We start from the raw sequence: 25,440 nt of genomic DNA on the forward strand, positions 1-25,440 counted from the left end.
TCGTCTTCTGGGTAATAACTAGGGGAGAAGGCCGGACAGCGTCCGACCCGCGATCAAGCGAACGGGAGATGAGCCTATGCGTTGGGAAAAAGCGATGCTGGTATACAATAGCAAAGCCGGTAAGGAAAAAGCGGGACAGCTGGGAGATGCGGTGGAAGCACTGGCTGGGGAAATCGGCGAACTTACGCTGGTACAGACGCAGAATCCGGGCGACGGAGAAAAGATTTGCCGCGAGCGCGGAGGCCAATTCGATCTGCTGCTGCTGTTGGGCGGAGACGGTACGTTGCACGAGTGCATCAACGGTGCGGCCGCCGCGGATCCCGCACCGGAAATCGCGATTCTGCCCGGCGGCACCTGCAACGATTTTGCGCGTACGCTGCGGCTGCCTCTGCAAATCGGCCGAGCTGCGGAAGAAGTGCTGGCCGGCCGGCTTTTGGATACCGATGTCGGAACGGTCAACGGACGGATTTTTACGAATTTTGTCGGCATCGGACTGATTACGGACACTTCGGAAAATATCGACTCCGATCAAAAAGAACGGATGGGCAAGCTGAGTTATTTCCTCAGTACGCTGCGTACGCTGCGCCAGGCCGAACCGTTCCGGTTCCGCCTTACGCACGACGAAGGCATCGTGGACAGCGAAGCCGTAATGATCTTGGCCGCCAACGGACGGTCGCTCGGCACGGCGAAGCTGCCGTTTCCCGGAGAAGGCGTGCACGATGGGCAGCTGGATGTGCTGATCGTGAGGGAAGCGGGCTTGTCGCTGGCCTGGCAGGTGATTAACGGAGGGGACCTGACGGATTATCGGGAAAGCGGAGGCGTGATCGAGTATATCCGGACTTCGGCGCTGCGGATCGAGACCGACGAGCCCAAGCGAATCGACAGCGACGGCGAAATCTATCTCGAGACGCCGGCCGATATCGCGGTTCTGCCGTCCAAGCTCCGGTTCTTTTACGGACCCGAAGCCGCAGCGGGCAGTTTGATCGGCGGTACTCCCGCGATCGAACCGGAATCATCCGGCCCCCGGCTGTAAACTCCGGTTCGACCGGCAGACAGTAGGGAGCAGAGCGTTCAAGAAGCGGGAATCGCCGAATCACGTGCGGTTCCCGCTTCTTGAGCGAGTGTGCCAAGTTAACGGGTTAACCAAACGGGATATCAGCTTCTGGCGGAGAAAAATATTAGATGTTGACCAAAAATGACTCATGAGTCATAATGTTGTTCAATGACTGTACGCTTAAGAAAAGTCGCATTTCTATGGGAAAACGATGACCTATTACAGATCTACCAAGAGGCAGAGTCGATATGCCCTGAAGGAGGAAGACATGGAAAACGGAAAAGGAAAAGGAATAGCGGGCGCTTTGGCCGGAAAGGTCGGCAGATGGGTCGTTCTGGCCGTCTGGATTGCCGCAGCGGTTCTGCTTAATCTGATCTGGCCGGGAGTCGGCGAACGCGAAAATAACGGTGCGGCGGATCTGGGCAGCGATTATCCGTCCGTTCAGGCCGCCCAAATTGCACAAAGGGAGTTTCCCGGCGACGGCGGCCAGGCCGCGCTGCTGGTCTGGAATCGCAGCGGGGGGTTAAGCGAAGCGGATCTGGGCAGTCTGGCAAAGCTGACGGAATCGCTGGAAAGCGATCCGCTGCCGGATCAAACGGGTGTGCTGCCGCTGCACAAGCTGCCGGAGCCGGCCCGTCAGGGCCTGCTGTCGGAAGACGGAGGCACGATCGTCCTGCCGGTGACGTTCGGCGAAGAGGCCGATACCGAAGCGCTCAAGGAAAACACGAAGCTGCTTGAAGAAAGGGCGGAGTCGGTATTGGGAGGCAATCCGTTTGCGGTGAAGACCGGGACGGAGGAGCTGTCGGCCCGGGTCACCGGGCCTGTCGGTATCGCGATCGATGCCGGTGCGCTGTTCCAGAACGCCGATGTCTCGCTGCTGATCGGCACCGTGGTTCTGGTTCTGGTCATCCTGCTGCTGATCTACCGTTCGCCGATTCTGGCTTTGATTCCGATCGTGGCTGTCGGCTTCGCTTATCTCGTCATCAGTCCGGTTCTGGGCACCATGGCCGACCGGGGCTGGATCGTGGCGGATTCGCAGGGCATTTCGATCATGACGGTGCTGCTGTTCGGGGCGGGAACGGATTACTGTCTGTTCCTGATTACGCGCTTCCGGCAGTGTCTGACGGAGACGACCGATAAACGGAGCGCTCTCAAAGCGGCATTGACGGAGTCGTCCGGCGCGATTGCCATGAGCGGACTGACCGTTGTGCTCTCGCTGTTCACGCTGCTGCTGGCTCAGTATGGAGCGTACCACCGGTTCGCGGTTCCGTTCGGCGTTGCGATTCTGATCATGGGGATTGCGAGCCTGACGCTTGTACCCGCCCTGCTGGCGATCATCGGCCGGGCTTCGTTCTTCCCGTTTGTGCCCCGCACGCCGGAGATGGAAGAAGAGCGCGCGCGCCGCAGGAACAAACCGACAAGCCACCGCAAAAAGAAAGAGAGCCGGATCGGCCGGGTGGTCACGACACGCCCTTGGACGGTCGTCATCGCATCGCTGATCGTGCTCGGAGGATTGGCGGCCGCGTCGTCGCAGGTTCGCTTTACCTATGATCTGCTGTCTTCGTTCCCGTCCGATATGCCTTCGGTTGAAGGGTTCGATGCGATTGCGGACGGATTCTCGCCCGGTGAGCTGGCTCCGGTACAAGTCATGGTCGACTCGGAAGGCCAAGATACCGGACTGGCCGGGAAACTTGCCGATCTTGGCTTTGTCGATGCGGTGGCGGAACCGGAAAAAGGAGCGGAGAATGCGGATATCCAGCTGTACAGCGTAAAGTTGAATGTGAATCCGTACGCTAACGAAGCGATGGATGACGTCGCGCAGCTGCGTTCCGTTACCGAATCGGCATTGACGGAAGCGGGGATCGATTCGGCGGCGGACAAAGTCTGGATCGGCGGTCAAACGGCGACCCAGGCCGATACCCGCGCGGCAACGGAACGGGACACCGACATCGTGATCCCGGTCGTGATCGGTCTGATTGCGATCCTGCTGCTCGCGTATCTGCGTTCGGTCGTTGCGACGGTCTATCTGATCGCCACCGTCGTTCTGTCGTACTTTTCGGCGCTGGGCCTGGGTTGGCTCATTCTGCATTACGTGATGGGACAAGACGCGATCCAGGGAGCGATTCCGCTGTATGCGTTCGTATTCCTCGTAGCGCTCGGCGAAGACTATAACATATTCATGATCTCGAGCATCTGGAAAAAAAGCCGTACGCTGCCGTTAAGACAGGCGATCCGCGAAGGCGTCGGCGAGACCGGCACCGTCATCACTTCGGCCGGCGTTATTCTGGCCGGTACGTTCGCGGTGCTGGCGACGCTGCCGATCCAGGTTCTGGTACAGTTCGGCGTCGTGGCTGCGCTTGGCGTCCTGCTCGACACGTTTATTGTCCGTCCTTTCCTCGTACCCGCGATTACGATGCTGCTCGGCCGCGCCGCTTTCTGGCCGGGCCGGGCTCCGCAGGAGACGAAGGAAACGACGCGGGAAGCCCCGTCTTCCGGCGTCTGATCTGCTGCTGCCGGCCGGAATTCCACTCGCTTTATCGGCGGTCCGTCTTTACTCGATTCGCCTTACGCGTCATAATGAACAGGGCTGCGACAAGTAGGCAAGGGCAAGAATGAACGGACGTTATTATGAAGATTAGAGGAGTGGAAGTTTTGAAAACACCGGTATATTTCAATCATGACGGCGGAGTGGACGATCTGGTCTCGCTGTTTCTGCTGCTGCAAATGGACGACGTGGATGTAACGGGCGTGTCGGTGATTCCCGCTGACGGTTACCTGGAACCCGCAACCGATGCCAGCCGCAAGATCATTGACCGTTTCGGCAGAGGCAGATCCGTCGAAGTGGCCAAATCCAACTCGCGCGGCAAAAATCCGTTTCCGGCGGAGTGGCGCATGCATTCGTTCTACGTGGACGCTCTGCCGATTCTCAATGAATCCGGCAAAATGGATGCGCCGCTGTCGCCTCTTCCGGCACATCGCCATCTGATCGAGACGCTCAAGCGCACCGAAGGGCAGACGACCCTGCTGTTCACAGGTCCTCTGACGGATCTGGCTCGCGCTCTGGACGAAGCGCCGGAGATCGAAGAGAAGATTGCGCGTCTGTTCTGGATGGGAGGCACATTCCAGGCAGGCAACGTACAGGAACCGGAACATGACGGCACGGCCGAATGGAATGTATTCTGGGATCCGGAATCGGCCGACCGCGTATTCCGCAGCGGAATCGAGATCGATCTGGTCGCGCTGGAGAGTACGAACAAAGTTCCGCTGACGCCTGCGGTCCGCAGCCGCTGGGCTTCGGAGCGCCGCTTCGAAGGGGTCGATTTCCTCGGCCAGTGCTACGCTTTTTGTCCGGCGCTGGTGTATATGGAGACGAATTCCACCTATTATCTGTGGGATGTGCTGACCACCGCTTCGCTGGGCAAGCCGGAGCTGGTCGAGCGCCGTACCGTGAATGCGATCGTTATCCCCGACGGACCGAGCCAGGGCCGCACGGTCGAGACGGCCGACGGCCGTCCCGTCCAGCTCGTGTACGATGTCGACGGAGCCGGCTTCTTCGACTACATCACGGAGCTGGCGAAAGAATCGGCACCGGAGCGTAGATAATACGCTTCCGGTCTCGCGCTTTGCTGCGCAAATCGATACCGGAGCGTGCGTAGTACGCTCGGGGTTTCGCGCTTTGCTGCGCAAATCGATACCGGAGCGTGCGTAGTACGCTCGGGGTTTCGCGCTTTGCTGCGTAAATCGATACGGGAGCGTGCTTAGTACGCTCCCGGTCTCGCGCTACGCTGCGCAAATCGATACATGAGCGTATATAATACGCTCTGGGTCTCGCGCTTTGCTGCGCAGGCCGCTCAAAACCCCGTCCGCCGCTTCGGCAGTGGACGGGGTTTTTGATTTTCTTCTGCGCCGGGCAGCCGGCGAAATATTTTGGAATACCCCTCGCTTTTTTCGGGCGGCAGTGTTATAATTTAAACAAGGATTTAGAACAAGTCTAAATTTAAAATAAAGGAGCGAATATAAAATGGAAACTGTAAAAACAAACGTGAATATGGATACCGCCGTCGAACTGCACCGCGCACTGAACAAACAGGTTGCCGACTGGTCGGTGCTGTATACCAAGCTGCACAATTATCACTGGTACATCAAAGGCACCCACTTCTTCACCCTGCACGCCAAGTTCGAGGAATTGTATGATGCCGCGACACTGCGTATGGACGAAGTGGCCGAACGCCTGCTCACGATCGGCGGGGCTCCTGCCGCTACGCTGCGCGAGTATCTGGAACTGACAAGCGTCTCCGAAGCCCGGGGCGACGAAACGGCGGAAGAAATGGTCGATACGCTCGTTCGCGATTTCCGCGCCGAAGCGGCGGAACTCCAAGAAGCGATCGAAATGGCCGGAGCGATTGAAGACAAAGTGACGGAAGATATGCTGATCGGCATGAAGAGTGCCATCGAGAAAGACGCCTGGATGCTGGAAGCCTACATGGGCCGCTAAGCGCGTCGACACCTGCGAATGCAGCGGAAGCATGCAGGGAACGGAAGATTTTCCCCAGAAAAACCGGGTTCGGTACGCCTGTACAACAGGGCGGCCGACCCGGTTTTTTGGTGCATGCGGGACTTTCTGAAGGATCGGCGGAGCCAAGTTTTGTTTTTTGACACCAAATCTTCGTGAAAGAATTCTTTGCTTTCTACCCTACTGCCGTATGATACAAATAGATGTGATTCAGATCATTTACAAAGGCGAGGTGAGCTTGGATGAATGGACGTACGGCTCTGCTTGCAGAAGCGGAACTTTTTATACGGAAGTGTTATGCGGAGCTGGAACGTACAGGGGAAGAGGCAGATCGGCGGATCGGGGAGATTGCCCGGGAGATCGAAGAGAGCGGGACGTATGTGCATACGTACGAAGAGCTGCGGCACGGGGCAAGAATGGCCTGGCGCAGCAGCAACCGCTGCATCGGGCGTCTGCCTTGGGACAGTCTGCATGTGATCGATCGGCGGAAGCTCTCGTCCGAGGAAGAGATTGCGCAGGCGCTGATCGAGCATCTCGACTATGCGACGAACCGGGGAAAGATCCGGCCGACGATCACGATCTTCAAACCGGATCACGGCGAACGGCCCGGTGTTCGGCTGTGGAACGAGCAGCTGATCCGCTACGCGGGCTATGAGTCGGAGAACGGCGGACGCATCGGCGATCCGGCTTCTCTGGAATTTACGCGGGTCTGCGAACGGCTCGGCTGGAGCGGCGCACGAACCGACTTCGATGTGCTGCCGCTGGTCGTCCAACTGGATGACGGCGCACCCAAGTGGTTCGAGCTTCCGCAGGAAAAAGTGCTGGAGGTCGAGATCCGCCATCCGGACATCCCGGGCTTTGAGCAGTTGGGACTCAAATGGTATGCGGTACCGGCGGTCTCGGGCATGAGGCTGGAAATCGGCGGACTTTCTTACGGCGGCGCGCCGTTTAACGGCTGGTATATGGGGACGGAGATCGGAGCGAGGAACTTCGCGGACGAAGGACGTTATAACAAGCTGCCTGCCGTCGCCGATCTGATGGGCCTAGATCGCAGCCGACGCAGCACATTATGGCAGGATCGGGCTCTGGTCGAGCTGAACGTCGCGGTGCTGGAATCTTACCGGTCGGCTGGCGTCAGTATGATCGACCACCATACGGCAGCCGCACAGTTCGAGACGTTCGAGAAGCGCGAACGGGAAGCGGGGCGTGCGGTGACCGGGAATTGGGCTTGGCTGATTCCGCCGATGTCGCCCGCGACCACGCATGTTTTTCATAAACGGTACGACAATTCGATCGAGAAGCCGAATTTCTTTTATGGGAAAAAACCTTACTCTGCCCGGATGCAGGAACCCGGCGCTTCCGATCGCTCATCCGGCTGCCCGGTAAGCCGTCCGAGCGGCGGCTGTCCGATTACGGGCGCGGGAGGAACGGGGTTTCGCGTATAGACCCTCGAATCATCGAACAAGCCTCCGGAAAGATCCCGGAGGCTTGTTTGTCGTTTCGATTCGTGTCGGTTCGTTTCATTGCCTGTGCCGGAAACGGATCAGACGACGAATTTTTCTACGCTCTGCTGCAGACCGTGGGACAGATCCGCCAGCTCTTTGGAAGCGGCCGTGATCTCTTCTACGCTGGCCAGCTGTTCTTCCGCCGATGCGGAAACGCTTTGGGATCCTTCGGCGATCCGGACCGAGATTTGATTGATCTCTTCGAATACTTTGACGACACCCGAAGTTTCATGCGACATATCGGCTGCGGCTTCCGAGACTTCGCGGATCTGTCCGGTGAATGCCTTGACGGCTTCTTCGATCCGGGAGAAGGAATCGCCGGCCGTTCCGACCGCTTCGATACCCGAGCGAACTTCATGCGCGCCTTCGGCGACCATTTCGGTAATATACTGCATGTCGTCTTGGATCGTGCCGACTACCGTGGAGACCCGCTGTCCGGACAGGGCCGTCTGTTCCGCCAATTTGCGGACCTCTCCGGCCACTACGGCAAAGCCGCGGCCCTGTTCGCCCGCGCGCGCCGCCTCGATCGAAGCGTTAAGCGAGAGCAGATTGGTTTGCTGGGCGATATCGGTGATGATCGTGATGATATCCCCGATCTCTTTGGAGCGGTCTCCCATGAGGCCGACGCGCGTAGCCAGATCGCTGACATTGGTCTGAACGGCGGACATCTGCCGTACGGCGGTACGGACAGCGTCGCCTCCTTCGGAAGCGACCGTGGAAGCGTGCGCGGCGGAGTCCGCTACCTGCGAGGAACGCTGCGAAATGCGGCGGGCTTCTTCGTCCATGTGACGGACCAGCTTGACGCCGGAAGAGACCTGACCGGCCTGGAAGTCGCTGCCCGTGGCAAGTTCCTCCGTGATGCCGGCCACATGCTCCGTAGCCTGACCGGTCTGATCGGCGCTGGCCGAGAGCAGTTCCGACGACAGCGCAACCTGCTGGGAATGCGCGCTGACTTCGTGGATCAGCGTGCGCAGATTCTCGCCCATGAAGTTAAAGGAACGGGCCAGCTCGCCGATCTCGTCCCGGTTGGCGACTTCTACCCGCGTATCGCGCAGGTCGCCTTCCGCGATTTTGACCGCCATCGCCTGCAGCTTGAGCAGAGGCTTGGAGATGATACGGCTGATATACAAAGAGATAAAGGCACCGATCGCCAGGGTAATCAGAGTGCAGATCAGAACCAGCACTTTGGTGGCCTGGGCTTGTTCGAACGTTTCTTGGGCCTGCGCAGCCAGCTGTTCCTGCTTGGTTTGGGCGAAGCCCAGCGAAATGCCGCTGAATTTGTCCAATACCGTTTCCTGACTGGTCAGAATTTTCAGGTAGGCTTCGGGATCGTTCTGCTTTTTCAGCTCGATCATCTGCGAAGCCGCACTGCTGAAGTAACTTTGAAGCAGATCGAGACCGGCCAGAATCTGTCGTTCGCTCCGATCGGTGATCAGGGAATCCAGTTCTTTCAGTGAAGTCTGGAAGCGGACCTGCGACTCTTTGTAAGCCGTCAGATTCTTCTCGCTGCCGTTCAGCAGGTATTCGGACAAATGACTGTGCTGACCTTCGACGGCCAGCGCCAGATTCTGGATCGACTGAACGGAAGCGGACTCTTCGTTGATCAATCGGGTATAAGAGTCATTGGTCGAGACCATATACCAGTAGCTGAGAACGGCGATAATAGCCATCAGTCCAAGTACCAGACCGAATCCGGCGTACAATTTCATCTTGATAGAGAAGCGAAGGGATTTTGTTTTTTTCATGATTTCGATTCCTCCACCGTGTCGGCCATGATTTCTTCCGCATGTTTGCGATATTCGGCTGCGCCCTGTTCGGGCGTGAGTTTTCCGGACAGCACTTGTTCCAGCACCAACTGGTAGATACTGTTGACGACGACGTGGCTGGTCGGATTCGGCGCATCAAGCGGCTCGGCCGTTTTGCGGATATTTTCCAGGAAACGGACCTGCTCGTCGACCAGAGGACTTTTCTCGGCCAATCGTTTGGCAATCATGCTGGACACGGGCACGCCGCGTTCCGCGTTCAGAATATCGTTGGCTTCCTGATTGTTGATAAAAAAGTCGAGGAACTCGGCAGCTTCCTGCTGATGCTTGGAGAACGAGGAAACGGCCAGGAACATGGAAGGCTTCACCCAGTGTCCGTCTTTTTCGCCTACGGAAGGGAAACGCATCAGCTGTACGGGAGTGTCCGTCAGATTGCTCAGACCGCTGATATTGTTGCTCGAAAAAGAAATAAAGGCGGCTTCTCCGGTAACGATCGAGTTGTTCTCGTCGAGACGGGTACTGGCTTTTTGGAGCAGCAGTCCTTCATCCAGCCATTTCTTGTTCAAAGCAAAATAATCGGCCAGGATGCTGTCGTCCGTATAACCGAGCGTGCTTCCGTCTTCGCTGTACATATGGGCCCCCTGGGAGCGCAGATAGTAATTGACGTCGATCATATTGGCAAGCGGAGCGAATCCAGGTTCGGGGTTTGCGGTTTTAAGCGCTCTCAAGATACGTTCAAACTCTTCCAGCGGGTAGCTGCCTTCCGGCGCCTGGATCCCGGCTTTTTGGAGCATTTGAACATTGTAGACAAGAACCTGGTTGTTTTGGGAAATAGGGAAAGCGTACAGCTGGTCGTCTTTTTTTCCGAGGGCCAAAACGGAAGGGTCGATCGAGGAAACGTCGATGGCTTTTTGGTCGACGAATGCGTTCAGGGGTTGAACCAGATCGCGGTCGGAAAAGTTGAAAATGAAAGAATAATCGGCTTGAATGATGTCTGCGGCCTGCTGTTCGGCATTTTCGATCGCCCACTGCGTCTGAACGGCCGTGGTATCGGCTACCGGAATCCCTTCGATTTTGACATCGGGGTGTTGGGATTCGTATAATTCGATCGCTTTGAGGGTGCCTTCGTTGCGCTGCTCCGATCCCCACCACATGAACCGCAAAGTGACCGGACCGTCCGATTCCTGCGGCGCTTGGGACGTTTTCTCGGCCGGGGCGCAGCCTGCAAGACCGACGGCTGCAAACAGCGAGAGTGTCAGCAGAACCGTCCTGGTTTTATCAATAATCATCATGTACCTTCTTCCCACATCGAATTTCGGTGTCTAAATCGTCAACTGGCGTCTAGAAGCTATACCGGTAAAAACCCCGTGGGATGTATAGGCAAAAAGAAGCAGGGATCGCTTTCTACGGACAAGCAGCCGGACAGAAAAGCCAAAAAAGCCTTTCTCGGCCGAGTGGCAGGCCGAAAAAGGCTTTTGCTTCATCAAACGGAGCCGGGCATGGAACGACAGCGCTCCCGCCCGCTTCCTATTCGATTCTACTGCGGGTTCGTCGTCCAGATGCTGGCCGATTTGACGAATACGCGTGCCGGCAGTTTGAGGGTGGCGACAGCCAGATCGGCTACGTCTTCCGGCTGCATCATCCGGTCTTCGTCGCCTACAGGCAGATTGTTCTGAATAGACAGCTCCGTGTTGACGGTGCTCGGATTCAGTGTGACGACGCGGATATTCGACTTGCGGACTTCCTGCATGACGGCTTCGCCCATGGCGATCAGGCCCGCTTTGGATGCGCAGTAAGCCGAGCCGGTCGCAAATCCGCGTTCGCCCGCCGTGGAAGCGACATTCAGGATATTGCCGCTGTTCTGCTCGATCATGAACGGCAGGGCGGCGCGCGTCGTGTAATAAGCACCCATCAAGTTGACGCGGATGATGCGCTCCCACTCGTCCGGATCCATCTCGACCAGTTTGCCGAACGAACCGATGCCGGCGTTGTTGATCAGGATATCGATAGCGCCGAGCCGTTCGTGCAGGGCCTGCACCGCGTTTTCGATCTCTGTGCGGATCGAGACGTCGGCCGCATGCACGAATACATTGACGCCGTATTTGTCCGACAATTCGGTGCGCAGCGTCTCCAGATCGGAAGCGGTACGTGCAATCAGACCCAGATGTACGCCTTCAGCGGCGAGCGCTTCGGCGATAGAGCGGCCAATGCCTTTGCCGGCCCCGGTAATGACGGCCGTTTGGTTCTTGAGTTCAATCATGGTCACGGTTAACTGCCTCCTCGATAGAAAAAAATCCCACCTTAAAAGTGTAACGGACCGGCTCCCATTTTCCAAGCGAACAGCATGTAAAGATCGCTGTTCAATCCCAAATTGAAACCTTTTATGTGACCGTTCTTGGTAAGTTGTTTCAAAAAGTTAGAAAGCGGGTAAAATTATTATTTGTTTCCATTTTTCAGCTAATAGCGGTATACTATTCTCCGGCTTCCCTTTATAAAAAGCGGCAGCATGCCGATATGTATGGTAAAAAAGGAACGGGAGAAACCGCATGAACAGAATCCTTATCGAACATACCGTGACCGACGTCTTGACCCGTTCGAACAGCGAGATCGAAGTGGTGCTGGAACATCTGTTTCCCGGCAAACGATTGATCGGCGGCAAATATAATCTCGACGACAATCGAATCACCCTTTATCTTGGCGTGCTCGAAGAACAATGCAGGCTTTTGTTCGGTTCGCTTGAACCGTTCGAGGACTATGTGCGCGTTGTACTGGCCCATGAACTCGGCCATGCCCACGATCCCGAGCTTGAATATCTGTCCGACCGACTAGTACAGATTCGCGGCAAGCTCTCGCGCACCCGCGTCTCGCTGCGCCTGGAGCAAAATGCCTGGCGTTATGCGGACGACCTTCTGCGCCGGGAGAATCCGGCTGTATTTGACACGATCATGGGGTACTCGCTGAGCGGCTATTACGATCTGCTGCCCGAATATGCCGATTACGTGGAATCCGCAACAACGGCATAAACGGCATATACGCAGAGTAGACAAAACTTCCGGTTTGCTTTCCCGCAGGGGAAAGCGAACCGGAAGTTTTTTTGAAGAGACGGCGATCGGCCGGTCTTTCCTTCAGAGCGGATTCAGACGCTGCGAAAGACCGGTTCTTCCCGGATATGGCGCACCGGAATCTGTGGGAACAACCGGGACAGCATGGCCGCAAGGGCGGCCATGCCGGGCTCTTCGCTCTCGGCGTGGCCGAGAACGATCAGTCCGGTCGGAGAACCCAGCCGGTTCGCTTCACGGACATATTCCGGCGTCTCCCATTCGGGGCCTTCGCCGTATACGATCAGGTCCGCGCCGCTTCGTTCCAGCAGCGGGATCACAAGAGAACCTCCGCCCCGGCAGCCGACGAGCAGGGCAGCCCGTGAATACAACGCCTCGGGATCGCCGGAGATTCGCAGCGAAGCGAGGCCGAGCCGATGCTTGATCTGTCCCGCGAACTCGTCCAGCGAAGCGGGAGGGAGCTGCAGCAGCGCCGCTTCGGGGCGATGTTCGCTTACATAAGGCGTCCAGTCCAGCGCTGCGACGAGAGCGGCGGTGAGGGCGTCCGGCTCATAGCGGTGCGGCGCGTCGTGGCAGCGGTAGACGGCGACACCGGACCGTTCGATCGCCTGCCGTTTGGCGCAGGCGATCCGGCTTTCCGCTTCCTCGGCGCTTCGCTCCCGGTGCGAGAAGAACGGGCCTTCATGCCCGATGACCAGATTTGCACCGAGCCGGGCCGCCTGTTCGATGATCCGCAGGGTCGGCATAAAGGCCGTGACGATGCCGGTCACCGGCATATCGCGGCTGCCGTGCAGCAGCTTGTCCACGGTCGGCTCCGGCATGGAACCCGCCGGAGCGAGAAGCGCGTCGATCACCGTCTGCACGGTGGGGATTGTTGCTGTCATCCGCGATCCCTCCCTAGAGATTTAAGAGCGGACTGGCGTCAAGCCGCTCTCTCCGGCGACCAGCTCGAACCGGTGCGGCGTACGGCCGGTCAATTCGATACTGCGGGAATCGGGCTGGGAGAAGCCTACATGCAGCGTGTAGCGGCCTTCGGCGACAGACGGAGAGCCGTCTTGGCCGTGCAAGGCGAAAGCTTCGTCCGGCAGGGACAATTCGATCTCCGCCGAGGCGCCGGCTTCCAGGCGGACTTTGCGGAAGGCTTTGAGCTGGGCATTTGGCGTGTGTTCGCGTTCGGCTTTGACATACGCCTGGATCACTTCGGAGACTTCGCGGTCTCCGCGGTTGGCGAGGCGGAGCTTCACCTGGACGTTCCGGCCTGCGGAATCCGTATCAAGCGAAGCCGATTCGATCTCGATGCCGCCGTAGGTCAGACCGAAACCGAACGGATACAGCGCTTCGTTTTGCATATAGCGGTAAGTTCGCCCTTCCATTGCATAATCGGTGAACGCCGGCAGTTCTTCGCTTGTCCGGTAGAACGTCACCGGCAGCTTGCCCGAAGGGGAGAATTCGCCGAAGATCAACTCGGCCAGAGCGCGGCCGCCTTGAGCGCCGGGATACCAGCCCTGAACGATAGCCGGAATATGCCGCTCGGCATAGGTGACGGCCAGAGCGCTGCCCGCAAGCAGCAGCAGAATAACCGGTTTGCCGCTGCCCTGAGCGATCCGCAGCAGTTCTTCCTGCTGCCCCGGAAGGTTGAGATCCGGCTTGTCGCCGCTTGCAAACGCATTGCCCATATCGCCTTCTTCGCCTTCGAGCCCGGAATCAAGGCCCAGGCAGACGACGATCACGTCGCTTTCCGCGCAGACGCCTCGCGCTTCGGCCAGTCGGTCGCCGGCCGCGGCCAGTCCGCCCACTTTTTCCTGGAACAGATGACAGCCTTCCGAATAGAGAACGCGGACATCGCCGCCCAGATAATCCTGGATGCCTTCGAGCGGGGTCACGTAGCGGGACGCGGTTCCTTCATAGTTGCCGACAAGGGCCCGACGGTTGTTGGCATTCGGGCCGATAACGCCGACAGTGCGCAGAGCGCCCGGGTCGAGCGGCAGCAGGCCGTCGTTCTTGAGCAGCACAAGCGAATCGCGCGAAGCTTTGAGATTCAGATCCCGCATGGCGGGGGAATCCGTCTCCATGTAGCCGATCGAAGAGAACGGGACCTCCGCCGGATCGTCGAACAGTCCAAGCTTGAAACGTGTCGTGAACAGGCGCCGCACCGCTTGGTCGATCTGTTCTTCGGTGACGAGTCCCTGGTCGACGGCGTCCTGAAGAAACAGGAACAGGCTTCCGCAGTTCAGATCGCAGCCGTTCTTGACGGCCAGGGCCACCGACTCGACTTCGTTTGCCGTGACTTTGTGATGCAGATGGAAATCGCGGATCGCCCAGCAGTCCGAGACCACATGGCCGTCGAAGCCCCAGTCTCCCCGAAGAATGTCTTCGAGCAGCTTCTCGCTGCCGCAGCAGGGTTCTCCGTTCGTCCGGTTGTAGGCGCCCATGACGGCTTCGACCCGGGCTTCCTGCACGCAGGCTTTGAACGCCGGGAGATACGTTTCATGCAGATCCTGCTCCGATACGACGGCGTCGAAACTGTGGCGTACGTCTTCGGGCCCGGAATGGACGGCAAAATGTTTGGCGCAGGCGGCGGTCTTGAGATAGTTCTCGTCGTCTCCCTGAAGCCCGCGGATAAAGCGGACGGCCAGGCGGGCCGTCAGAAACGGATCTTCGCCGTAGGTCTCATGCCCCCGGCCCCAGCGCGGATCTCGGAAAATGTTCACATTCGGCGCCCAGAGCGTCAATCCTTTGTAAATGTCCGTATCGCCGTACCGCTGCTGCATATTGAATTTCGAACGGGTTTCCGTCGCGATCGCGTCGGCTACTTTTTCGAGCAGCTCTTCGTCGAACGTGGCCGCAAGGCCGATCGCTTGGGGGAATACTGTAGCCGTCCCGGCTCTGGCAACGCCGTGCAGACCTTCGTTCCACCAGTTGTACGCTTTGACGCCGAGCCGTTCGATAGCCGGGGCGGCATGGATCATCTGATGGATTTTTTCCTGAAGCGTCATTTGAGAGACCAACTGGGCGGCTTTGTTCTTATAGGCATCGATCCGGTCTGCGTTGAGCTGTGCATGGGGCATGGTGAGTCCTCCTCGGATAAAAGGTATTTTCGCAAAAGCATTCAGGCGTAAACGGTTCGCCCCCGCTCGTCCGGAATGCCGGATTTGCGGTAAAAGTAAGTATTCACGACATCCCGCCATTGGCGGGCATTCTCCAACTGCTGCTCGAAGCGTTCCAGCATGGAAGCAAAACGCTCCGGGTCGACTTCGTGTTCCAATTCGCGCCATCGTCTGATCCAGTCTTCGACGCGGGCTGCGCCTTCGAACCGGCTGTCGTAGATGTGCTGGATGACCGTTTTGCCAGATTTCAGCAGATGCGTGTAAGGGACATGGTGGAAAAAAAGCAGCAGTTCGTCCGGGCAGTCTTCGAGCGATTCATACCGATCCCGGTTGACCGGCGCATATTGGCCGGTATAGCCGGTTCCCGTCGCCTGTGTGCGATCCACGCCGATCCCGCTGCGGTCCGCAAAATGGTAGGTACCCCATTTCGAGTATTCGTAGCCGTCCACATCGACCGCGTAATGATAGTGGGGCTGGACCATCCAGCCGACGCCGAGCGGAGCGGTATAGCTTTCGTACACCGGCCAGGATTCCAGCAGCAGCTCCTCTACGAAAGCGGCCGCCTTGCCTTCTGTCCCGAAAGTCAGCACGCTCCATTCGGCGGCGATCGCATCGGCCGTCAGCTGCGGGTTCCAGGCCAGGCGGCCGAAACCGAACAGATTGGCCTGCGCCAGATGATGGCCGGTCCAGTTGCCGTCGCTGCCGATATTGGATACGGCCGCGACGCCGCTGTGCGCCCAGGGATAGACTTTGCCGGCGGCGATCTTCTGCACCGTGCTGCCCGGTCCGTTCAGCTGCGTGTCGAAGTCGAGCGTCTGCTTCCACTGGGGAACCAGAAAGCAGACATCGCGCTGCTGCCCGGTATATTCCTGGGCGATCTGGAATTCCATCATCTGATTAGTCAGCGGCATGGCTCCGAACAGAGGCGATACGGGCTCGCGTGTCTGAAAGTCCATCGGTCCGTTCTTGATCTGCAGCACGACATTGCTGCGGAAACGGCCGTCCAGCGGCCGGAAATGATCGTAGGCCGCCCGCGCCCGGTCTGTCGAACGGTCGCGCCAGTCCTGATGGCAGTCGTACACGAAGCAGCGCCACAGGACCAGTCCGCCGTGCGGAGCCAGCGCGTCGGCCAGCAGATTCGCCCCGTCGGCGTGATCCCGGCCGTAAGTGAACGGTCCCGGCCGGTTCTCGGAGTCCGCTTTGACGACGAACCCGCCGAAGTCGGGAATCGCCGTATAGAGGTCTTCCGCTGTACGCTTCCACCAGGCTTGGACCCGCTCGTCCAGCGGGTCGGCGGTGTCCAGCTGCGACAGTTCGATGGGGGCCGCATAATTGACGCTCAGAAACAGCCGGATCCCGAAGCGGCCGAACCGCTTGGCCAGGCGCGCCACATCGGGCAGCAGCGCAGGCGTAACCAGTTTGGTTTCTTCGTGATGGACATTGACGTTGTTGATACAGATCGCATTGATTCCGACCGATGCCAGCAGCCGGGCGTAATCCGCCGTGCGCGGAGATTCGAGCAGCACACGGTTATCCCGGTAAAAGATCGAATCCCCGGAATACCCGCGTTCCACGCTGCCGTCCATATTGTCCCATTGGTCGATCATCCGCAATCTGCTGCGCGGAGATTCCTCGAGCCGTAGATCGCCCGGCGGACCTCCCGGCGTAGTGCCGAGCAGCCGCAGAAAAGCGAATACCGCATACAGAAGCCCGGTATCCGAACCTCCCTTCAGAGCGGCCCAGGGTTCCGCTTCGGACCGTCCGAAGCGGATCAGGAACCCTTCTTCCGGCAGAGAGAGCGTCTTCCATTCTTCTTCGGCCTGCTGCGCCGCTTCGGCCGAGCCGAGCAGGATCAGCGGCGCTCCGGCTTTGAGCGTGAGCGAAGGAGCAAGACCGGTCAGCGCGGCGATGCCGTCGGTCAACTCGCGCAGCGAGGTCGCCCCGGGTCCGTCCGCGTGCAGCGTGATTCCGGCGGTTATGGACGACAGCAGCGGCAGCCAGGCTTCGATCCGCCGCCGATCCGTCCAGCGTTCCGCCGGCAGCCAGGCCCGATATCCTCTTGACGTAACGAAACTGTTCATGTTCGTTCCCTCCTTTGGGCGGCGGCTTTCTTCAAGCCGTCCGCAGTGGACAAGCTGCGCGTTCTGCCCAGTTCCCGCTCCAGTGTCCGGCGCACCGCTCCGGAACCTTCCTGCATATCCCGGAACAGATTTTCGATCTTCGTGCCGAGCCCTGCCGCATACAGATCGACGCCAAACAGCGATTCATCGCTCAGGATGCGTCCGACCCGGAACGGGGCCCGGTTTCCCAGACGCTCCTGCAGCTCGCTCAGGAGAGGATCCGGGCTCGGCCGGAAAGGACGGCCTTCGTCGTCGATTCCCAGCAGGTAGCGGCACCAGGCCGCAATGGCAAGCGGGATGCCGATCAGAGCCGAAGCGCCCTCTCCCGGAATATCCGCATGGGCCCGAATCGTCCGGCCGAACCGGATGCCGATTTTCTGCGACGTGTCCGAAGCGATCCGCTGGGGCGTATCGGGGATGAACGGATTCGGCAGCCGTTCCTGCAGCACTTCGTCCAGAAAAGCCTTCGGCGACAATATACCCGGGTCGGGGACTACCGGAAGGCCTTCGTCGTATCCGATCACTTCGACGAGCCTGCGCAGCAGCGGATCGGACATCTCGTCCGAGATCCGGTCGTATCCGAGCAGGCAGCCGGTGACGGCCAGCGCCGTATGCAGCGGATTGAGGCAGGCGGTGACTTTCATCGCGTCGGTCCGGTTGACGGTATCGCGATCGGCAAACCGAATGCCGGCCGCTTCAAGCGGAGGACGCCCCGCCGGAAACCGGTCTTCGATCACCAGAAGTTCGCCCGCTTCCGCGTTGACAAACGGAGCGGCGGAGCCGGAGGAAGAGAGTGCTCCCATACCGCCGATCCCCAGCCGCCGCAGTTCTTCTTGGACGAAGGGAGAAGGACCGGGGGTGATCTTGTCGATCATCGTCAGGGGAAAAGAGACCTTCTGCGGATCTTCGAGATAGCGGACGAACCCTTCTTCCACAAGTCCGCGCCGGGCCCATTCCTTCGCTGTAGTCGTCAGAGCGAGCTTCAATACATCGCCGTTATGCGGACAGTTGTCCAGACTGACGAAAGCGAGCGGGAAAGCGCCTTTCGCATAACGCCGGTAAGCCAGAGCGCAGGCGGCGGCCATCGCCTGCCGAGCCTGCTGCGGACCGCTCTCGAAATCGCGCAGCGCTTCGGGAGTAGGCTGCCCGCCTGGAAGCTTCAGCACGTAGCCTTTTTCCGTAACGGTAAAAGAAACCAGCTGAAGGCTGGGATTCTCGAACGCCTGCACAAGCCGGCCGTAATCGTCCGCTTCGCGGGGATCGGCGCACAAGGCTTCGCATACGCTCGCCAGCACTTCCTTGCGCAGCTGTCCGTCCGCTCCCATCTCGACCAGCAGAGACAGATTGTCGTGCGGCCGATAGACGCGAGCGATCGTTTGCGATCCGTACATGCCCGCGGCAAGGATCCCGGTATCCGTCAATCCTTCGTTCAGGAGCTTCTGCTGCGCTTTGGCGATCAGACTGCGGAAAAGGTTCCCCGCTCCGAAATGGACCCAGCGCGGATGGTCGAGGGTATGCAGCGCGGTCCGGTCCGGGTCGTAAAGCGGCAGCGCCACGCCGGCTTGCTCCCAGCCTTCTTGGTCCAGCAGTCCCCGCTTACTCAGCTCCAACATCAAATTCGCCTCCTTCGGTCGCAGCCTGACGCGCATCTTCGAGTCCGTCCCAGACGCCCAGCAGATACATCGCGCCCAGTGCGCGGTCGTACAGCCCGTACCCCGGCCGGCAGTAAGCCTCCTCGCCCCACAGATGCCTGCCGTGATCCGGCCGGACGTATCCGTCATAGCCGTGTTCGTGCAGGATGCGGACCAGTTCCGGCAGATTGACGCTTCCGTCTCCGAGCCTATGGGACACTTCGACGAAGTCGCCGTTCTCGAACACTTTCACGCTGCGCAGATGGGCAAAAGGAATCCGGTGTCGGAATTCGCGCAGAATGGCGGGCAGATCGTTCTCAGGATGGGTACCGAGCGATCCCGAACAGAACGTCAGACCGTTGGACGGACTGTCTACCGCGTCCAGAATCCGGCGGATCGAGGCTTGGCTGCGCACAATACGCGGCAGTCCGAAGATCTGCCAGGGCGGATCGTCGGGATGAATCGCCATCTTGATGCCGACTTCTTCGCAGACCGGAATGATTTTTCGTAAAAAATAAACCAGATTGTCAAACAGCCGTTCTTCCGTTACCCCGGCGTAGGCGGCGAACAGCTCGTCCAGCCGGGCCAAACGCTCCGGTTCCCAACCGGGAATCGTGTACGAGCCGCCTCCCCGCAGGATCATTTCCGCCATTTCGCCCGGATTGGAGCCGATGGAAGCCTTTTCATAAAAGAGCGCGTTGGATCCGTCGGGCAGCGGATAATACAGCTGGGTACGCGTCCAGTCGAACACCGGCATAAAATTATAGCAGATCACTTTGACGCCGACGGCCGACAGCTTGCGGATCGTATCGATGTAGAGGTCAATATAACGGTCGCGCGAAGGCAGCCCGATCTTGATATCGTCATGTACATTCACGCTTTCCACCACGGCCGCGGAGAATCCGTTGGAGACGATCTTGTTCGCTTCGGCTTCGATCTCGGCTTCGTCCCACGCTTCTCCTGCCGCCTTGTGATGCAGGGACCAGACGATCCCGCTTACGCCCGGAATCTGGCGGATCTGATCGAGCGTAATGGAGTCGTTGCCTTCGCCGTACCATCGCCAGGTCATCTTCATTAAGCCGCCTCCCCATCGTTCGGATATGTTCGTCGAGAGCCTTGTATACAAGATTAGCTATATCATAGAACCGCTTCCCCACCCTGTCAATTATCCAATCTTAAGGTTTTACTGCTCTATTTCTTGGAAAAGGCCTATTAGATAATCGTTCTTTTGACGTTCGATAAAACGTTGTATACTACTTGGTGGATAGAGCATCCAGGTTTGAATTTCCGAAAAAGAGGTGGGGACATGACCAGCAAGGCGGATCTGTTGAATCGGCTGAAGGAGGAGATCTTGACGCTGACGCTTAAGCCGGGCACTATTCTCAGCGAGACGGCGATGTCGGAGCGCTTCCGCATGTCGCGAACACCGCTGCGGGATGTGCTGAAGCAGCTGGCGCACGAAGGGTATATCCATGTGTATCCCAAACGGGGCAACCTGGTGTCTGCCATTGATCTGGAATCGGTCGAACAAATCATTTATCTGCGCAGCACCCTGGAAAAGGACATCCTCAAAGAGCTTGCTTCCCGCTCCGCGCCGCTGCCGATCCGGGGAATGCTGGAGCTGCGGCAGATTGTTGGCCAACAAGAAGAATCGGTCCGGCGGGAAGCGGGGCATGAAGATTTTCTTCGCTTGGACGACGCTTTTCACAAAGCGCTGTTCGCTCTGGCGGGCCGGGTCTTTCTCTGGGATCTGATCCAGCAGTCGAACGTGCATTATGCGCGCTACCGGAGACTGCATCTGCTCCAAAAAGAAAAGCTGGAAGAAATCATCGGCGAACATCGATTGATCCTCGATCTATTGGAGAACCGGGATACGGGGCAGATCGACGAGATCGTCCGGCATCATCTGCGCGAAGATATCCATGCGGCCGACCTGCGCGGGAATTTTGCCGAGTATCTGAATCTGCCGCGTCTGGGCGAGAGCGAAGACCCGGGCATCCGCACGGATGCGGAGGAGAGCGGCGGGCAGGGCTGAACCGGGAAACGGAGCGGATTTATACACAAAAAGGGACAACGCCGGAAATGACCGGAATTGTCCCTTTTTGTCTAGGCTGTGCCGGGCTGCGGCAGAGTCGTCGTCCCGCGGGCCGGGCAGGCTCGCCGCCCGATCTGCCGCGCCCGGGTCCGTCTGTTACGGACGGGTCGAGCCCGAAACTTCTTTGTCGTATTCGGCGAAGGTGTCTTTGAGGATATCGAAACTTTTCTTCGGCCGTTCGTGGTAGCTCGGAAGGTCCCAGGCATCCCACATATAGTCGCGGGAAGCCGGCGCTGCGGACATTTTGGATCCCGCCTGCGATAGAACCGCCGATACGGCTACCCCGTCCGTGTCGATCGCGGTGACGGATTCCGTTTGGTACGGATATTTCCAGACCTGAAGCCGGCTTGGATCCGTAAATCCGAGCAGCATCCAGGGGATCCGCAGTTCCAGCGTATCGCCGTCCAGGTACCAATCCGACAGATTGTTGAACTTGTCGCTGCCCGGATCATTGGTTCCCCAGTGCAGCCGGCCGACATCGTACGCTTCGAACGGCGCGTTGACCTTGGTCTGGGGCAGATAGAGTTCGCGGTTGAGCGCCAGTTTCCACGGGAGGAAAATGCCCGCTTCGTCATCCGCGTACATGGCTTTGTAAGGGACCGATTTCAGCTTGTAGCCGTACAGCCAGGTGAACTGGTCGTAACCGCTGTTCACGTACAAGCGGCCGCCTTTCCCGGCTTTGAACCGGGCAAGGAATTCCTGTCCGCCGTCGAAGGTGATGCCGGGCGCGATTTTCGCGCTTGTACTGCCGCCCGGCGTCGTATCGAACCCGAGCGTCAATTCGTCCTTGTCGAAATCCCAGTTTCCTTTTTCTTTTTGCAGCAGCACGTACAGGTCCGAAGAGTCGCTGGTGATCGCCATTTTCAGACCGTTTCCGGCATCTTCGGCAGTCAGTCCGCGGCTTTTCCAATCGTCTGTTTTGCCGTCGATGACCATTCGTTCTTCGGCTTTCTCTTCCGGTTCGATCGCAACCACTCCGAAGTGCTCCTCGTTGGTGAGGCGGTTGCGCCACATGGCCCGGCGTTCGCCGGGAACTTCCAGTTCGATCGTGTTCCAGGTGAACTTGAACCATTCGTCCTGCCATTCGAACAGCAGGGCTCCGTCGTAATCTTCATTGTAGATCTGCTTCATCATGCCCGCGTTCAGTTCGCCCTGCTGCTGTTCCTGGTGCATGCCCTGGCTGCGGCCGAGCAGGCCGTAATGGGCAATCCCCCGGGAGCTTGGCATCCCGAACTCGGCAATAATCAGCGGAATGCCTTTGTGATGGGCTCTCAGTTCGTTGAGATAACCGGCATACGGATCTTTTTTGCCTTCGGCGTTGACATAATCGAGATATTTCTGGTCGCGCCGCAGCGAATCCGGATAATACGGATACACGTGATAGGCCGCGAAATAACCGGCGGTCCAGGCTGGGGTTGGCTCCAGATTCATCGGGTCCACCGGAACGAGATCTTCCTGTTCCAGAGGTTCGTTCGGATGGTCGAGCGGATCGGTCGTGACCCAGTTGGTAAAGGAAACGGGATGCTGCCAGCCGTATTTCATCTCTTCTTTGGCCAGCGTATCGAGCATCCGGGCCAGCCAGCTCTCGAACGGCGAAGCTTCGGCTTTGGCCCGGAAATATTGACCGACATAAGGCTTCATGCCTTTATTGGCTTCGTTGGTCGTCTGCACCGCGTACGGATACCATTCCGTGCCGACGATCCAGCCGAGCAGGTAAGGGGAGACATCCGCCGTATAGGTGCCGGCGGCATGTCCGGGACTCTCTTTCAGATCGGCTTTGCCGTGCACCACGGCTGCGGCATCGCGAATTTCCTGCTCGAAGCTGTCCGTGATTTCTGCGGAGAACGCGTTCCGGCCGTTCGCGTCTTCGCCGATCAGTTCTTCTTCCGGCGACCAGATCCCCTGCATCAGCATCAGAGGTTCTTCCTGCGAGGCATTGAACTCCGCCAGCGCCTGGTAGAAATCGGGCGGCAGGATCGTGTAGATCCGCACCGCTTTGATATTCATTTCCTGCATCTGCGGGAACCAGCGCATATAGTCTTCTTTGGTCGGCGAGAGCTGTCCCGGATAATGTCCGGGTGTCGTGGCGCCGAAGTTGATTCCGGGCCAGAAAGACTTTTTCCAGTCCGTTCCGTCATACATGGCGAGCTGACCGTCGACGACGGAAGCCGTCCGTTTAATCCCGCCTTCTTCAAAAACCGGAAGAGTGGCTGCCGGAATCGAAGCGGCGGGCGAAGTTTCGGTTCCGGGTTTGTCCGAAGCCGTCTGCGAATCTTCGGCCGGACCGGCAAGCTGCCAGACCAGTACACCGGCCACCAGCAGGACGATCAGAGAGAGGAAGCTGAGAAACACGTACGGAATCTGTCGGGGCCTGCGGAAATTTTTGCGAGAACTCATGGTTCACCTCGGTGTGCGCAAATTTCGTTATTGGAACGATTTTACTGTTATTGTACAGGAAGCCGGATCGGGATGCATCGAAAAACATTGAAAATAACCCCGCTTCCCATCAGGGAAGCGGGGCGGTAAGGAAACGGCTCTGCGTTTGGCGGCCGCAGGCTCCCTTTATTCGGGCAGACGTTCCAACGGATCCGTTGCCGGACCTTCGAGGACATCGCCGGTATACGAGAAGCGCGAGCCGTGGCATGGGCAGTCCCATGAACGTTCGGCTTCGTTCCAGGCCGTCTCGCAGCCCATATGCGTGCAGGTGGTATCGACCAGGAACAGTTCGCCTTTCGGATCGCGGTAAGCACCGACCTTTTTGCCGTTGTGACGAACCAAGGCTCCTTGATCCGGCTCCAGATTGCTGATTTTCTCGTCGACGCCGCCGAACTTGCCTTTGATCAGTTCTTTGGCCATTTTCAAACCGGTCACTACGGTCTGGTTCATGCTCTTGTCGTTAAAGCGTCCCGGATTGAACGTGTTCATATGCGGATTGGAGCGGCGGATGACATTGTCGCGCAGCAGCAGCCCCGCAAACGTTCCGTTCGTCATGCCCCATTTGTTGAAGCCGGTCGCGATGAACGTGAACGGATAATCCGAAGACAGAGGCCCGATATAAGGGATTTTGTCCAGTGTGGTAATATCCTGGGCCGACCAGCGGAACGGGATTTCGCGCGAGCCGAACGTTTCGCCCGCGAACTTCTCCAGCGCCAGGTAATGATCGAACGTATTCTCGTCTTTGCCTGTCGGATGGTTCTCGCCGCCCACGATCAGCACTTCCTCGCCTTCGAACATGGCGGAACGGATCGAGCGCTTCTCGTCGTCGATGCTCAGGTACATGCCGCCGTGGAACGAAGTTTCCGGTTTGACGGCCAGCGCATAGGAGCGTTCGACGGACAGACGGGTGAAGTAGCCGGCCGGAACGTTCCAGAACGGATAATGGGTCGTCACCACCATCTCGTTGCAGTAGATCCGGTGTTGGCCGTCAATCGTATAGGCTTCGATCGGCTTGCCGTATACGGCGCCTTCGATCGTCGTGTTTTCGTAAATCAATCCGCCGTTCTCGATGATTTTCTCCACGAGGAACTTGAGGTATTTGAGCGGATTGAACTGGGCCTGCCCCGGCATGGAGATGGCGCCTTTGGCTGCGACCGGGATCGGCAGGGAATCGTGCCATTGACCCGGAATGCCGAGCTCCTGATACGCTTCGAATTCTTTGCGCAGATCGTCGAGTTTATCGTCCTGGTTCGTGTACAGATAAGCGGTCTCTTCCTTGAAATCGCAGTTAATGCCGTTCTTCTTGACCATATCGCGAATGAAGTTCAGGCCTTCGACATTCGCTTCATAGTAGGATCGGGCAATCTCCGGTCGGAAGTTGGTCAGGAACTCGCTGTAGATCAAGCCGTGCTGGGCCGAGATCTTCGCCGTCGTGTAACCGGTGGTGCCGTCCAGAATCTGTCCCGCGTCGACCAAGGCCACCTTGTAACCCTCAAGCGAGAGCAGATAGGCGGTGGTGACACCCGCGATGCCGGCGCCGATTACAGCGGCATCGACTTTGATATCTTCGTGCATCTCGGGGAAGGTCGGCAGCGTGGTAACCGTTCTCCACATGGACCGTGGGTACCTTGGAAGTTCGGATGGAACGTTGAATTTTTCGCTCATGCTGGGGGTCCTCCTCATTTCGCTCGGAATTGGTTGAACTCTACCTTCCTTATTTACCACCGCGGCGGATTCAGAAACGAAACGGCAGGCATTGAAGTCCGGCGAATACGATCAAACCTCGCTGCGAAGGTCGTAGGGCAGGGTCGGATTATCGCAAAAAAAGCTTGCCTTCCGCCAAAACGTCCGGTTAATATGGAGGCATACGACGACAAGGAGGTGAGACTAGGATGCGTAAAGAAATTTCGCTGACCGATTTATTTGTACAGCTCAATCAGCTGCCTCTGGCACTGAGCGGCATTGTTCATGTTCAAAACCGCAACGGGATCAGTCTGTCCAAATTTGAGCCTTCAACGCTGAAATTTGTTCCAGGCACCCGTCTGTCCGGAATTGAATATGACCAGCGAAATGCCGCTCCTGTCTCGCGTCTGCGGATCGGGCCAGCGCTTTTCGCGCGGCCATCCTGCTATCCGCAGCCTTGACCGACGGGGAACA

Annotated in this window: 18 protein-coding genes; 8 read left to right on the forward strand and 10 right to left on the reverse strand. The window is 58.3% G+C overall.

Annotation, left to right across the window (positions count from 1 at the left end; all coding sequences use genetic code 11):
- Positions 1-76: 76 nt before the first annotated feature.
- The 5 genes from HRQ60_RS05860 to HRQ60_RS05880 all read left to right on the forward strand — a co-directional run bounded on the left by HRQ60_RS05860 (position 77) and on the right by HRQ60_RS05880 (position 7,012).
- Complete coding sequence (locus HRQ60_RS05860) at positions 77-1,033, forward strand: diacylglycerol/lipid kinase family protein (protein ID WP_172194698.1); 957 nt, start codon at positions 77-79, stop codon at positions 1,031-1,033.
- Positions 1,034-1,322: 289 nt separating this feature from the next.
- Positions 1,323-3,557, forward strand: a complete 2,235-nt coding sequence (locus HRQ60_RS05865; RefSeq protein WP_172194699.1) for an MMPL family transporter — start codon at positions 1,323-1,325, stop codon at positions 3,555-3,557.
- Positions 3,558-3,682: 125 nt separating this feature from the next.
- Positions 3,683-4,657 carry a nucleoside hydrolase gene (locus HRQ60_RS05870; protein ID WP_172194700.1) on the forward strand — a complete coding sequence of 325 codons (975 nt, stop codon included), beginning with the start codon at positions 3,683-3,685 and terminating at the stop codon, positions 4,655-4,657.
- Between the two features lie 418 nt (positions 4,658-5,075).
- Positions 5,076-5,549, forward strand: coding sequence for a Dps family protein (locus tag HRQ60_RS05875; protein WP_172194701.1), 474 nt, complete (start codon positions 5,076-5,078; stop codon positions 5,547-5,549).
- A 260-nt stretch (positions 5,550-5,809) separates the two neighbouring features.
- Positions 5,810-7,012: a nitric oxide synthase oxygenase gene (locus HRQ60_RS05880; RefSeq protein WP_172194702.1), complete on the forward strand. Its 1,203-nt coding sequence runs from the start codon at positions 5,810-5,812 to the stop codon at positions 7,010-7,012.
- A gap of 98 nt (positions 7,013-7,110) precedes the next feature.
- Here the strand turns inward: HRQ60_RS05880 and HRQ60_RS05885 are convergent, their stop codons facing one another.
- The 3 genes from HRQ60_RS05885 to HRQ60_RS05895 all read right to left on the reverse strand — a co-directional run bounded on the left by HRQ60_RS05885 (position 7,111) and on the right by HRQ60_RS05895 (position 11,092).
- The gene (locus HRQ60_RS05885; protein WP_172194703.1) at positions 7,111-8,817 is read right to left on the reverse strand and encodes a methyl-accepting chemotaxis protein; all 1,707 of its coding nucleotides are present in this window, start codon (positions 8,815-8,817) and stop codon (positions 7,111-7,113) included.
- Positions 8,814-10,127: an ABC transporter substrate-binding protein gene (locus HRQ60_RS05890; RefSeq protein WP_172194704.1), complete on the reverse strand. Its 1,314-nt coding sequence runs from the start codon at positions 10,125-10,127 to the stop codon at positions 8,814-8,816. The genes HRQ60_RS05885 and HRQ60_RS05890 overlap by 4 nt, the downstream gene beginning before the upstream one ends.
- 245 nt (positions 10,128-10,372) lie before the next feature.
- Positions 10,373-11,092 (reverse strand): 3-ketoacyl-ACP reductase, encoded by a 720-nt coding sequence (locus HRQ60_RS05895; protein WP_172194743.1) that lies wholly within the window; start codon positions 11,090-11,092, stop codon positions 10,373-10,375.
- 289 nt (positions 11,093-11,381) lie between these two features.
- Here HRQ60_RS05895 and HRQ60_RS05900 point away from each other — a divergent pair, with 289 nt between their 5' ends.
- Positions 11,382-11,858 carry a hypothetical protein gene (locus HRQ60_RS05900; protein WP_172194705.1) on the forward strand — a complete coding sequence of 159 codons (477 nt, stop codon included), beginning with the start codon at positions 11,382-11,384 and terminating at the stop codon, positions 11,856-11,858.
- Positions 11,859-11,971: 113 nt separating this feature from the next.
- Here the strand turns inward: HRQ60_RS05900 and HRQ60_RS05905 are convergent, their stop codons facing one another.
- The 5 genes from HRQ60_RS05905 to uxuA are packed head-to-tail and all read right to left on the reverse strand — an operon-like array spanning position 11,972 to position 19,827.
- Complete coding sequence (locus HRQ60_RS05905; RefSeq protein WP_172194706.1) at positions 11,972-12,778, reverse strand: Nif3-like dinuclear metal center hexameric protein; 807 nt, start codon at positions 12,776-12,778, stop codon at positions 11,972-11,974.
- A 21-nt stretch (positions 12,779-12,799) separates the two neighbouring features.
- Positions 12,800-14,962, reverse strand: a complete 2,163-nt coding sequence (locus HRQ60_RS05910) for a glycoside hydrolase family 3 C-terminal domain-containing protein (protein WP_172194707.1) — start codon at positions 14,960-14,962, stop codon at positions 12,800-12,802.
- 41 nt (positions 14,963-15,003) lie between these two features.
- Complete coding sequence (locus HRQ60_RS05915) at positions 15,004-17,082, reverse strand: alpha-glucuronidase family glycosyl hydrolase (protein ID WP_172194708.1); 2,079 nt, start codon at positions 17,080-17,082, stop codon at positions 15,004-15,006.
- A complete protein-coding gene (locus tag HRQ60_RS05920) occupies positions 17,079-18,734 on the reverse strand; it encodes a mannitol dehydrogenase family protein (protein WP_172194709.1) in 1,656 nt (551 codons plus the stop codon). The genes HRQ60_RS05915 and HRQ60_RS05920 overlap by 4 nt, the downstream gene beginning before the upstream one ends.
- Positions 18,718-19,827: a mannonate dehydratase gene (gene uxuA / locus HRQ60_RS05925; RefSeq protein WP_172194710.1), complete on the reverse strand. Its 1,110-nt coding sequence runs from the start codon at positions 19,825-19,827 to the stop codon at positions 18,718-18,720. The genes HRQ60_RS05920 and uxuA overlap by 17 nt, the downstream gene beginning before the upstream one ends.
- 231 nt (positions 19,828-20,058) lie before the next feature.
- On the opposite strand from uxuA, the gene HRQ60_RS05930 reads away from it, so the two are divergent.
- A complete protein-coding gene (locus HRQ60_RS05930; protein ID WP_172194711.1) occupies positions 20,059-20,787 on the forward strand; it encodes a GntR family transcriptional regulator in 729 nt (242 codons plus the stop codon).
- A gap of 156 nt (positions 20,788-20,943) precedes the next feature.
- On the opposite strand, the gene HRQ60_RS05935 is transcribed toward HRQ60_RS05930, so the two are convergent.
- Complete coding sequence (locus HRQ60_RS05935; protein WP_172194712.1) at positions 20,944-23,244, reverse strand: hypothetical protein; 2,301 nt, start codon at positions 23,242-23,244, stop codon at positions 20,944-20,946.
- Positions 23,245-23,409: 165 nt separating this feature from the next.
- Positions 23,410-24,948, reverse strand: coding sequence for an FAD-dependent oxidoreductase (locus HRQ60_RS05940; RefSeq protein ID WP_172194713.1), 1,539 nt, complete (start codon positions 24,946-24,948; stop codon positions 23,410-23,412).
- Positions 24,949-25,175: 227 nt separating this feature from the next.
- Here HRQ60_RS05940 and HRQ60_RS05945 point away from each other — a divergent pair, with 227 nt between their 5' ends.
- Positions 25,176-25,427, forward strand: a complete 252-nt coding sequence (locus HRQ60_RS05945) for a hypothetical protein (RefSeq protein WP_172194714.1) — start codon at positions 25,176-25,178, stop codon at positions 25,425-25,427.
- Positions 25,428-25,440: the final 13 nt, after the last annotated feature.

This window comes from Saccharibacillus qingshengii, from assembly GCF_013185195.1.
In the GTDB taxonomy this organism is placed as follows: Bacteria; Bacillota; Bacilli; order Paenibacillales; family Paenibacillaceae; genus Saccharibacillus; species Saccharibacillus qingshengii.